Source organism: Betaproteobacteria bacterium (assembly GCA_016720925.1).
Taxonomy (GTDB): Bacteria; Pseudomonadota; Gammaproteobacteria; order Burkholderiales; family Usitatibacteraceae; genus UKL13-2.
Map to the genome: position 1 here is coordinate 1 of JADKJR010000019.1, position 12,300 is coordinate 12,300.

8 protein-coding genes are annotated in these 12,300 nt (G+C 53.8%); 1 reads left to right on the forward strand and 7 read right to left on the reverse strand.

All coding sequences use genetic code 11. The features are described from left to right. From IPP88_18980 to IPP88_19010, 7 genes are all read right to left on the reverse strand, one after another. Positions 1-2,264, reverse strand: a 2,264-nt coding sequence (locus IPP88_18980; GenBank protein MBL0124700.1) for a spermidine synthase, incomplete at its 3' end; no start/stop codon positions are given. 259 nt (positions 2,265-2,523) lie between these two features. Then, a complete protein-coding gene (locus IPP88_18985) occupies positions 2,524-2,943 on the reverse strand; it encodes a prepilin-type N-terminal cleavage/methylation domain-containing protein (protein ID MBL0124701.1) in 420 nt (139 codons plus the stop codon). A 347-nt stretch (positions 2,944-3,290) separates the two neighbouring features. Next, the gene (locus IPP88_18990) at positions 3,291-4,976 is read right to left on the reverse strand and encodes a GAF domain-containing protein (protein ID MBL0124702.1); all 1,686 of its coding nucleotides are present in this window, start codon (positions 4,974-4,976) and stop codon (positions 3,291-3,293) included. Beyond that, positions 4,976-7,363, reverse strand: coding sequence for a Flp pilus assembly complex ATPase component TadA (tadA, locus tag IPP88_18995; GenBank protein MBL0124703.1), 2,388 nt, complete (start codon positions 7,361-7,363; stop codon positions 4,976-4,978). The genes IPP88_18990 and tadA overlap by 1 nt, the downstream gene beginning before the upstream one ends. Positions 7,364-7,584: 221 nt before the next feature. After that, positions 7,585-8,349, reverse strand: a complete 765-nt coding sequence (locus tag IPP88_19000) for a 3',5'-cyclic-nucleotide phosphodiesterase (GenBank protein MBL0124704.1) — start codon at positions 8,347-8,349, stop codon at positions 7,585-7,587. A 276-nt stretch (positions 8,350-8,625) separates the two neighbouring features. After that, the gene (locus IPP88_19005) at positions 8,626-9,423 is read right to left on the reverse strand and encodes an FHA domain-containing protein (protein ID MBL0124705.1); all 798 of its coding nucleotides are present in this window, start codon (positions 9,421-9,423) and stop codon (positions 8,626-8,628) included. A 74-nt stretch (positions 9,424-9,497) separates the two neighbouring features. Then, entirely contained in the window at positions 9,498-10,298 is an 801-nt protein-coding gene (locus tag IPP88_19010) for a Stp1/IreP family PP2C-type Ser/Thr phosphatase (GenBank protein ID MBL0124706.1), read from the reverse strand. Between the two features lie 287 nt (positions 10,299-10,585). Between IPP88_19010 and IPP88_19015 the strand changes: the two genes are divergently transcribed. Continuing rightward, positions 10,586-12,292 (forward strand): iron ABC transporter permease, encoded by a 1,707-nt coding sequence (locus tag IPP88_19015; protein MBL0124707.1) that lies wholly within the window; start codon positions 10,586-10,588, stop codon positions 12,290-12,292. Positions 12,293-12,300 lie beyond the last annotated feature (8 nt).

The following is a 12,300-nucleotide window of genomic DNA, read 5'->3' on the forward strand; positions in this document are numbered from 1 at the left end:
ACCAGATGCTGAAGAAACTTCTTGCCGCCGATACGGCGCATTTCCAGGTCCCGAACTTCATGAATCCCCAAACGGGCCAGTTGCGCCTTCAGTAGCGGCGACTGAAACGGCGTCTCCGTCAGCGGCAACAATTTGCCCTTGGGAACGGCCATGATCACCATGTCGCCAAGCCCTACTTCGTAGGCAACGTAGTCCTCAAAATTTGCCCCCAGCGCTTTCAGTATTGACGAGACCAGTTCGATATCGATTTCGTACAGCTGAATCCATTGCACCAGCACGCCATCGTCCTGCAAATGCCGCTTGATCTGGGTATAGAACTCATTGGAAAACAAGCCGGACACACCGCTTACCCATGGATTCGACGGCTCGGAGACGATGATGTCGTACTTGTCCTTTCTTCCCGCGAAGAAGCTCTTCGCATCCTCGATGTGAATCTTGCTGCGCGGATCGGTATAGGCGCGCTCGACCATGTCCCCGAACAATCGCGCGCCTTCCACCATCGCCGGTTCTATTTCGATCGTGTCAACCGATGTGATCGAGGTGCTCCCCAGCAAGGTATGGGTCGTCAGGCCCGATCCAAAACCGATATTGGCGATTTTTTTCGCATGGGGTTTATGCGCAAGCGGCAAGGCGCCGGCGAGCACCATTGTCGACTCGTCCGCGATTGATGCGTCGCCATCCATCGACATCGCCGCGTCGGTCTTGCCGTTGGTAATGATGGCCTGAATGTTGGGATCTTTAACGACGTCAATCGATGCCGTCTTTCCGTCACGGTGATAGAGATTTTTGACTTTCTGCGGATCCTGAAGGCGCCCTTGCCGATATACGCCCGAGGCCATCTTGGATGAATCAAACTCCACCAGCAGCACTGCTGACAGCACGGACAGAACGCCCAGACCGGCCGCCCACGGAAAGACCTTGTGCAACCGGATTTGCGGAAGCCGCGCGCCCAGCACGATCGCAATGCCGATATCCACCACCGCCGCAATCACAATCAGATTCTTCAGCCCGAATGACGGCATCGCAATATGCACCGCAAACAGGACGCCCACAATCGCGCCAAGCGTGTTCCACGCATAAACTTTGCCGATGCTGGACTCGCCATAGCCCTTGTCGAGCAACGCGAAGGTAATCAGCGGCAAGGACATCCCCGCGCAAAATGCCGCCGGAAACATCACCGACAACGATATGAGGTGGCTGATGAGGTTGAAGACACCATAGGAAAATTCCGTCTTGGCCAGCGACGTCATCGTCATTTGCATCGCATCAAATGTCATGCCGTACACCGGCAAGGTCGCCAAGGCAAGAACGCCTTTTGCGATGAGAACCAGTGCCAGAACGCCGATGACATTTGCATAACTGTCGATCCTGCGTTTGATCCACAGCCCGCCGAGTGCAATACCCAGAATGAATGCGCTCAGCATGATTTCGAATGCATGGGTGGAGCTTCCCAGCACCAGGCTCAACATGCGAATCCAGCCGATCTCATAGCAAAATGATGCCGCGCCGGTGAGCAGGGAGGCGCCAAGCAACAGATACAAGAGCTGGGGCGGATGCGCCCTGGCGCGCTCAGAAGCCGCCGCAGCAGCCGGTATTGACGACTCTTCGTTCGGTGCATGGATTGAAAATTTGGTGATGGCAAACACCACCAAGGCCAATGCAATATTCATCAATCCCGCCGTGAGCAACGTGCCCGGCATGCCAACCTTCTCGATCAAATAAAAGCCGCTGGCCAAAACGCCCACCGCCGCACCAAAGCTATTGGTGAAATACAACATGGACAGCGCGGATCCCGGCGTTTGCGGGTAGATGCGCATGATGGCCGCCGTCATCAACGGGAACGTCATCCCGAGCAGGATGGACTGCGGCAAGATCAGCGCGCCGCCAATCGCCCATTTAACGGCATTGATACTTTCGGGCGAGCCGAGGGCAGGAAAGATGACTTCGTAGGCGAATGCAATGGTGTTGACAAAAACACCGTGAAAGATGAGCGCCAGGAATCCGATGGCCAATTCCGCGATGGCATAGCCTAATAAGAGATTCTTCCATCGGTCGGTGTATCCCGCGCAAATCCTGGCGCCTATCGCCATGCCACCCATGAAGATCGCCAATACCAGCGTCTGGGAATAGGCCGCGTGCCCCAGAAACAGTTTCAGGTAATGACTCCAGATCGACTCGTAAATGAGTCCCGCGAATCCGGAGATGGTAAACAGAATGAAAAAAACGCTGCGGGGAACGGTCACTTTGGCTGCTGCTGGCGTCATTGGGATCCTTGAGTTTTCAAATCGGCAGAAGAACGGACTACGATAGATTCGGACCGGCAATTCAGTGAATATTATCTGCGACAGCACAGATTGATTGGAAATAATGTTTCCATGCGACAGTGAAAAAAAACAGGACACATCATGCGCAGCAGGCGCAGAAATTTCTTGGGCGATGATGCAGTGGCGACCCAATGAAAAAGGGCCGCTTCATTTCGAAGCGGCCCGTTTCAGACTTCTCTACTCAGATTGCAGTGTCCGACTAGTACCCTGTCTGTGCCTTGGCGCAGGTGGTGGTGGCAAAATCCCAAACCACGGAAGTCGCGCTAACTTTGGGGGTAATCGTCACAACGCAAGATTTCACGGCCGCGGTACCCGTCAGAGTCATGACGTTACCGGCGTAAGTTACGGTCGCGAGTTCTTTAACAGGGACCGGGAACACGGCACCGGTTACTGTCGTCACCTTGGCGTCTGTATCGCAATTCGCTAACACACCCGCCTGGTTCTGGACGCACTCGGCAATCGCCGTCTTGAATGCGGCCACTTGGGCGATATTGTCCTGCCACTTGGCACGAGTGATGTAATCCTGGTATTGCGGAATGGCGATAGCAGCCAAGATGCCGATAATCGCAACGACGATCATCAGTTCGATCAGGGTAAAGCCTTGTTGAACTTTTTTCATGTGGTTCTCCGTAACTAGTTGGGTTGGTTGTAAACACAGTGCGGTGTGTTCGCCGGGAACTTAATGCAACCGCCGTGCCAGAATTGCGGGGGCGAAAAGCAATTGCCGTGACGATTTCACACAGATCCGCCAAGAATACAAACATCAAATTAAATCCATTTGTAATCAATAACTTGAAATCTCATCGAGCGCACGTGAAGACACAAATACCTGGATCGCATGCCGAAACAACTTGATTCACCTATCCGCCGCAAAATTGTTTGTGCGATATGGCACAAAAATGCCGCCATGTACACAAGAATTCGTTGTTACAAGTGACGTTGTACATGACGGACTGACGAATCGCGTCACTTTCTGGCTGCGTCAAACCCGGGAATGGCTGCCTGATCAACGTTATCCACCTGCACCGGGTCCAGAAACTGTTCCGCGTACTTAAGATAGACCCGCTGGCGCACAAACACATCGAACAGATCCGGATCGATGTGACCGTTCTGCTTGAGCTTGCCAAGTATTTGCAAGGATTCAGAAAGCGTCTTGCCGGGCTTGTAGGGACGATCTTTGGCGGTCAGCGCCTCAAAGATATCAGCGATGCCCATGGTCCGAGCCTGGATACTCATCTGCGCACGCGAGAGCCCTTTTGGATAGCCCTTGCCGTCCATGCGCTCGTGATGGCCGCCCGCGTACTCTGGAACGTTCTTTAGATGCTTCGGCCACGGCAATGCTTCAAGCATGGTAATCGTCGCGTCGATATGGTGATTGATGATTTTGCGTTCGGTAGTGTTCAGCGTGCCATAGGGAATATTGAGGTTGTCCCGTTCATCGTCGGTCAGGAAAGTGACCGTTTCGCCGGATGATCCCTCCAATGGATAGCAGGCGATCCTGTTTACGCGTGCCTGGTCTTCAGGGCTCATGCGCTCGCTGCCAACGTTGGCGCGTTCGAGAAAGGCACGATCTTCATCAAGTTGCTGTGAACGCGCGTAAAACGTTTCCTCGGCCTGTCGCGCAGCTTCCTGATCGCCTGATTCCGCGGCCGAAAGTTTGGCTTTGAGCATGGTGATTTCGGCATCGCGCTGCAAAATGTCAAAGCGCTGCGAAACCATGTGCACGCGGTCAAAAATTGTTTCCAGCTTGGTCGCCTTGTCAACGACGTGAACCGGTGTCGTGATCTTTCCGCAATCGTGTAACAAGCCTGCGATTTTCAGCTCGTAGCGGTCCTTGTCCGTCATGCGAAAACCGGCGAGTGGTCCTTCCTGTACCGCTGCGGCGGCTTCAGCCAGCATCATGGTCAATGTCGGCACGCGCTTGCAGTGCCCGCCCGTATACGGTGATTTCTCGTCGATAGCCGTGTTGATCAATTCGATCAGCGACTCGAACAGCATTTCCAGCTGCGTAATCAGCATGCGATTGGTAAGGGCGATCGCGGCTTGCGATGCCAGTGACTCGGCCAGCCGCTGATCCTCCGCCGTGAAGGACATTACCTGGCCGTCATTATTCTGCGCATTCAAAAGTTGCAGCACGCCGATGATTTCACCGTCGTGGTTCTTCATCGGAATGGTCAGGAAAGAGGTCGATCGATAGCCGGTTTTCTTGTCGAAATTACGCGTGCCGGAAAAATCAAAGCCCTCTGCCGTGTAGGCGTCCGCAATATTGACCGTCTCATCCCGCAGCACCGCATAGGCGGCGACCATCGACGTGTTTTCCACGCCGTCTGGCTGATGGAGGGGAATGGGGTAGAACGGCACATCGTTGCCGGTTGTACCGCCCATTGCAATATGCAGACTATCGTTGAGAACGATTTCAAATTTGAGATGGCCGTCTATCACGCGATAAAGCGTGCCGCCATCCGCATTGGTGATGGTTTTGGCAGCGTGGAGGATGGTCTCAAGCAGGCGGTTGATGTCCTTTTCGGAGGACAAAGCAACGCCGATGCGGTTCAGGTATTCAAGTGAGGTGAACAGCCCCTCGTTGACGGATGCGTCCGGTAGCGCCCGAAAGGTACGACTGATGGCCTTTGCGTCAGCGTGCGAGCTCATTACTTGATGCAGACTGCCCTAACCTGCTTCAGGTCGGTCAAGCCCATCATCACTTTCTCCATACCGTCCATCTTCAGCGTGCACATGCCTTCCTCGACGCACTTGACGAAAAGTTCGGCGACGCGGGCCTTCTCCTGGACCATTTTTTTCACCGGGTCACTTGCGATCATCAGTTCATGTAAACCTACGCGCCCCTTGTATCCGGTGCCCCCGCAGGCATCGCATCCCTTGGCCCGCTGCAATGTCAACTTTCCATCCTTGCCATATTCTTTCAGCCAATAGTCGTACAGTTTCTTGGCTTCGCCCTGCGGGTCCTTTCGCCACGGCTCGGTCTGGCGCAAGTCATTGGTGAATTCATGCATGAAAAGCTTTAGCTCTTCGGCGTCGGGGGAATACGCTTCCTTGCATTTTCCGCAAAGGCGCTTGGCAAGGCGCTGGGCCAGGATGCCGGTAAGTGCATCGGCAAAGTTAAAAGGATCCATGCCCATGTCCAGCAGGCGAATAACCGCTTCCGGCGCGGAATTGGTATGCAAGGTCGCAAATACCATATGGCCCGTGAGTGAGGCTTCAATGCCAATGTGGGTCGTTTCCGCATCGCGCATTTCGCCTACCATGATTATGTCCGGGTCGGCACGCAGGAATGCCTTCATCACAACCGGAAAATCAATTACTTTCTTGTTGACCTGAACCTGCCTGAGACCTTTCTGCGTAATTTCCACTGGGTCCTCGGCCGTCCATATCTTCGTCTCCGGGTTATTAAGTGAGCCCAATACCGAGTGAAGCGTCGTGGTCTTGCCGGAACCGGTTGGGCCACAAACAAAGAATAGTCCATAGGGTTTTGACACTGCGGCGATCAGGTTCTTCTTGTTGTTGGTGGTCAGCCCCAGTTTATCGAGCGGTATCGGTTCACCTGCAGCGAGGATACGCATGACGATATCCTCAACGCCGCCCGTCGTGGGAATCGTTGCGACGCGCAGCTCGATATCGAGTGGCCCATACTTCTTGAACTTGATCTTGCCATCCTGCGGCTTGCGTTTCTCGGAAATATCGAGATCGCACATGATCTTCAGGCGCGCCGCCAACGCGCTTCGGTAACTGGACGGCACTTCAATGTAAGGGAACAGCGTGCCATCCTTGCGGAAACGCACGCCGGTCTTGCCTTTGCCGGGCATGGGTTCGATGTGGATATCAGAAGCGCCCTGATTGTAGGCGTCAATGATGATCTTGTTCACCAGTTTGACGAGTTCATTATCCGCGGCCGCGGAAAGCTCGTCATTGCCGGTGTCGATGGTTTCGCTTTCATCGTCCAGATTGGACAGAAGATCACCAATATCTTCCGACCCGACGCCGTCGCTGCCGAAGAAGTGATTGAGCGTCAAGGTGAAATCCCGCGCGGCACAAACGCGATAGACTGGCTTCTGTTTCGGAAAAATATTCTCGACGACACGAGAGCTCTTCAGATGCTCGGGGTCCGTGGTGAGGATGATCAGGCCTTCTTTGCTTTCTTCGATCGGCAGCCAGTTTGCGGACTCGGCATAGTCCCGCTTCAGGTTTTTCAGCAGGTCAATTGGACGGATACGGTCCGGCTTGAACGGCTCGTAGGGAACGCCAAAATATTTCGCAAGCGCGGCGCCCAGCGCCGGTGGCTTGACCTGAAATTCATCAATGAGAATATCTTCGACATTCTTGTTCTTGCGCCGTGCCGTGCGTGTCGCCAGTTCAAGTTCGCCTTCGGAAATGACGTTGTCGACAATCAAATATTCAAACTTGGACTTTATCTGACCCGGAATTTGTTGCCGGACACGGAAGGCGATTGCCAGCGTCTTTGACAACTCAACCAGCCCTTCTTCCGACAGCGAGGGAAATGGTGTTCCTGGAAGATGATTGATAACCTGAACGACGCCGAGCAGTTCATTGCCGCTTTCGCCGCCTGTAATCGGGGCCACCATCATTTGCTTGGTGCGGTAGCCGGTGCGTTGGTCAACGGCTTTCAGAAACGCCAGATTCGGTGAAAAGCTCTTCAGTTCGGCATCGTCATAAACGTCCTTGATATTCATGAAGCGTTTGTTGAGCGCGGCGCACCCAGCGATCGAGCTTTCCGACAGGGGCAGCTTAATATCCTTGAATGAATTCAGACCTGATTTGACTTTCGAGACGATCGACTGGCCATCATCGGACATCGTGTAAATCGTCAACCGGTCAGCATCGAACAGCTGACAAATGTCGCGCGCCACGTCCAACATGATTTCGTCGACGTTTGACGTTGAGTGGATGCGATTCGTTACCGCCTGAATTTTTTTTGAAAACGCCAGCTTGGACGACATGTCGGCGACATTCGCACCACCACTGGGAGCACCACCGGCTTTTGGTTCCAACACCGCACTCATAACCGACCACCCCGACTCTCTCAATTGTTTGACCATCCACTACAACGCCTTTGACGCCACACTGAACTGCAAGTTGCCCAAGGGCACCTACATTAATCCAAACTCCGTCGCGATACTGCGTTACTCAAGAAATTCTGTCGCTTGCATATCAAACATATGCCGCACGCCAAAATTTCAATCGCGCCTTGTCTTACTTAGGATTTTGAATTAATAGAAGTACCCTATATCGTCATTTCCATACCGTTCTCAAGCATGCGCGGCCTCCATTTGCCGGCATTTCTGCCGATTTCGCTCATGGTGAGATGAATTTCGCCGGGCTTCAAATGGGTAACCAGGACCTCCACCGGGCGGTTCAACTTCGACAACTCTTCAGCAAGCATGCTGGGGCAAAGGTGTTTCGAAGCGATCGCGATTTCGCGCTCCTTGTTGGGAAACGCCGTTTCGATGATCAGATACTTCAGGTTTTTTACGCGATTGGCGATTTCCCACAACGCATCGTTTGTCGTGGTGTCGCCACTGAAAATCAGGGTTGCATTGCCGCTGTCAAGCAAATAGCCGACCGCAGGAACGGTGTGAACGGCGGGAATTGCCGTGATCTTGCGGCCATCGAAATCGAGTGTTTCACCAACAGAAATCTCACGGTACACCATGCACATCTGGTCGCCATTGGGGATCTCGGAGAAATCCGGCCAGATCTTCCAGTTGAACAAATGCTCCTTGAGAATCTGAATCGTCGCGGCGCTGCTGTAGACGGTAACCGGGCGGTTTCTCATCCAGCAAACCGTATCGACCAGAAACGGGATGCTCGTGACGTGATCAAGATGGGAATGCGTGACGAAAATATGGTCGATTTTTACCAGTTGCTCGATGGAGAGATCGCTCACACCGGTGCCGGCGTCGATCAGGATGTCTTCATCAACGAGCATCGAGGTCGTGCGGAGGTCGCCGCCGATTCCGCCACTACAACCTAGAACCTTGATTCGCATATTGGCCTCGCACGCTCGCTTTTGAGCCACTCATTGCTCGCGGCTTTTTGAACCTTTATCCCACATGGATATCAACCAGGGTTCACCGCAAATATTATGGCGATTATGCGCCGCCAAAGGCGGAAGAAATGTGCTGCAACTCACACCCCTTGGTTGGTCCGCCCGCGATGCGCGCCCCAGGCAGCCGACCCTTCTGGCGTCTACAGGCTCTTGTGACACGAATCATCGTTTCTGCCCATCGCGTACCCAGTGACCGACATGCTGGTTTGAACTGTTTCAAGGCTTGTAGAAAAACTCCATCTTGACGCCGGCAATCTCAATGAGGTCATGATCGCTCAGCTGTTGTGCATGGCCGCCAAGCGCCACTCCATTGATTGTCGGAAACGACGCTCCTTCAACGTGCGTGATGAAGAATCCCGTCGGGCGGCGCGTAATCACGGCAACCTGCACACCAGGTTTGCCAATGGTGGTGAGATTCTTGACGAGATCGAGGGTGCGTCCTGCCGCCGCCCCCGACAACACCTGAATCGCCGAGTCCCGCGCTGGGCCGTTAGGGTCGTGCGCAGGTGGGGCAGGCCGGACGGGAGCCGGAGATGGCGGTGTATGTGCCGCTGCCGCCTGTGGCAGCGGCGGCGGTGAAGCTGCCGGTTGCATGGAACCTGGCATTGGCAGCGGCCGCAAATTTGTCTGGGTATCTGACGATGGAGCCGATGCCACCGGAGCTGCCGGGGCGGGCTTGCGGATGATCATTGTCTTTTCAAAATCGGCAGTCGACGCGGCAGCTGGCGCATCATTAAAATACTTGAGCTTGTGCTTGCCAATTTCGATGACATCGTTATTTTGTAGAAAGTGCTTCTTGATCGGTTTTCCATTGACCAGCGTGCCATTGGTCGAATTCAGATCCTCAATGAAAGAATCATTGAGGATGGTGATGATGGCCGCGTGCTCGCCAGAAACTGCGAGGTTATCCACCTGAATGTCGTTATGCGGCTTGCGTCCAAGGGTTGTCCGCTCACGGTTGAGAGTGATCTCCTTAAGCACCGTTCCATCTACACTCAAGATCACTTTTGACATAGCTGTAATCCTAAAAAATTACTTTCGATTGCATACGTGACGAACGGGAACCCCGCCGGCACGATGCTTTTTTGTCATCCAAACCAGGATTTCACTCGAGCCCAGAAACCGCGTTCCACGCCAAAATCCTTCATCACACGCACCAGCATCACTGAAACGTTATCACGTCCACCCGCATCATTTGCCGCCTGCACCAATTGCTGCGCAGTCAGGTCCAGATTCGATCTGAGCGCGATCAGCGTCATCTGGATTTCATCGTCTTCAATCATGTCGTTCAGACCGTCGGAGCAGAGCAGATAAATGTCACCTTCCAGAACGTCATAACTGTGTATTTCTGTTTCCACGTCGGGGTCAATGCCGACAGCTCGCGTCACAAGATTCTTGTTGTGTGATGACCGTGCATCTTCCTTGGTGATCAATCCCGAATCAATCTGTTCCTGAAGCAATGAGTGGTCCCGGGTCACCTGCTCAAGCGCATCATCACGCATCCGGTAAAGCCGGGAATCACCAATGTGCCCCACGGTCATGAAATTATCATAGAACACGCATGCGACCAGTGTCGTGCCCATGCCTGCACAGTGCGGATCCTTTTGGGCAGCTTCGAAGATCGCCGTATTTGCCAGACTCACCTGCGTCTGCAGAACACTTTCGGAAAGCGCTTTCGCTTCGTCGCGATCGAGCCTTTTCAAATCCTCTTTGGTCCAGGTCTGCGTCAGGCCCGCCGCGATGAGCGAAGTCGCCATACCGCTCGCGACTTCGCCAGCGTTATAGCCTCCCATCCCGTCGGCAAGTACCACGATGCCCAAATCGGGCCGGGATTCCACACAGTCTTCATTGTGACTGCGGACCCTGCCTGGATCGGTAATACTCACTATTTGCAATGCACCCGCTGTCAATGCCACATACCCTCCCGCCACCCAATCTGTCTTTTTGATGTTTCGCTAGCTTGGGCCGAACCTATTTTTTCTGCAAGATTGCGGTCGCAACCAAAGCACAAACCCTCGCGCTTTGCCCGCTGCATCCCAAACCGCGCAAATGACCTATTTACTTGGATTTATAATAACTTAAAAAAACTATTTAAGAAACACTTCCGAAAATAGCGCAATGTCTCTGATTATTCAAGAAGAAAATCGAGCCGTTGCCACAAATAACAGGGGGATGGGTGATTCCGACTCGATACGCACGCGATCTGGCCCAAACCGTGGTTGCACTGGCTATCGCTTTGTTTTTGCTTACTTTTTTGATCGTACCAGTCGGTGCGGTCTGCTATACCGCCTTCTCCGACGGTCAAGGCGGCTTGACGTTTGGGTATTTCAGCTCCTTTTTTGGCATCTCGCTAATGCAGGAATCATTCTGGAATAGCCTCTTCGTCGCGTCGGCCAGTGTGCTCCTGGCTTCGCTGATTGCCCTTCCGCTGGCCTATTTCACGATTCGTTTTGATTTTCGCGGCGCATTGCTCATTCAAACGCTTGGCGTGCTGCCCTTGATCATGCCCCCGTTTGTCGGCGCGGTGGCCATGCAATTGATCTTTGGCAGGTCGGGCTCGATCAACCTTCTACTCAACGACTGGTTTGGTTTCTCAATCCCCTTCATGGACGGGCTATGGGGTGTCATTTTCGTGGAAGGCCTGCATTACTTTCCTTTCATTTTGCTCAATCTCTCGGTTGCCCTGAACAATATCGACAGCACCATGGAGGAAAGCGCACAGAACCTAGGTGCGCATGGCTTTCGATTATTTCGTCGAATCGTCTTTCCGCTTGCCCTTCCGGGCTACATCGCCGGTGCTTCACTCGTGTTCATCAAGGTATTTGACGACCTCGGTACGCCACTTGTATTGAATGTCACCAACATGCTCGCGCCACAGGCCTACTTGCGCATTACATCGGTGGGCCTCGAAGATCCTATCGGCTATGTCATCAGCGTTATCATGGTCGCGTTTTCGTTGCTGGCGCTATGGCTGTCCGCACGCGTCATGAAGGGTAAGGATTACGCATCCTCCCAGAAAGGCAGCGCATCACTTTCGCGTCGCCGGCTACCTTTGGGCCGTTCGATTCTCGCCTACGGCTGGATCATTGTCGTGTTGTTACTGGTGCTTTCGCCCCACATCGGCATTCTGCTTCTGTCGTTCGCCAAGGTCTGGAGTTTCTCCACTTTGCCGGACGCCTACACGCTGGATCACTACAAGACTGTGTTTGTCGACAGCCCTCGCATGATCGGCAACACGCTTCTTTACTGCGGCATCGCCGCTACACTGGATGTAGTGCTTGGTACCGCAATCGCCTACCTCATTTTGCGCACCAGGATTCGCGGGCGGCAGATTCTGGATTTCATGGCGACCGCAGCGCTTGCCATTCCCGGAATCGTGCTCGCAATTGGCTACCTGCGCGTCTTCAAAGGTGTGCAACTCCCGTATACCGATTCCCCACTGACATCGATGTGGATCATCATTGCGGTCGCCTATGCGATCCGGCGGCTCCCCTACGCACTCAGATCCTGCATGGCCGCACTCCAGCAGGTGTCGATTTCACTGGAAGAAGCGGCAGAAAACCTGGGCGCCACCAAGGGACGCACGGTTCAAAGAATTGTCGTGCCGCTTATGGCGGGTGGAATACTTGCCGGGTTCGTCACCAGTTTCATTACCGCCGCAGTTGAATTATCGGCGACGATCATGTTAACAACCAGCCAGACAGACGCGCCCATGTCCTACGGCATCTATCTTTATATGCAGTCGATTGCCGGCCGCGGCCCAGGCGCGGCGCTCGGAGTGCTCGCCGTGATCATCGTTGCCCTCGGAACCTACGTTTCACACCGGATTGTTTCCGGCAGCGCACCCACCTCCAACATACCAGCCAATGCAGACCAATTATGAAAACGGCA

Coding starts and splice junctions, on each gene's coding strand:
- IPP88_19000 (MBL0124704.1), bottom strand. CDS start 8,349: ATGCGAATCAAGGTTCTAGGTTGTAGTGGCGGAATCGGCGGCGACCTC.
- tadA (MBL0124703.1), bottom strand. CDS start 7,363: ATGAGTGCGGTGTTGGAACCAAAAGCCGGTGGTGCTCCCAGTGGTGGT.
- IPP88_18990 (MBL0124702.1), bottom strand. CDS start 4,976: ATGAGCTCGCACGCTGACGCAAAGGCCATCAGTCGTACCTTTCGGGCG.
- IPP88_18985 (MBL0124701.1), bottom strand. CDS start 2,943: ATGAAAAAAGTTCAACAAGGCTTTACCCTGATCGAACTGATGATCGTC.
- IPP88_19005 (MBL0124705.1), bottom strand. CDS start 9,423: ATGTCAAAAGTGATCTTGAGTGTAGATGGAACGGTGCTTAAGGAGATC.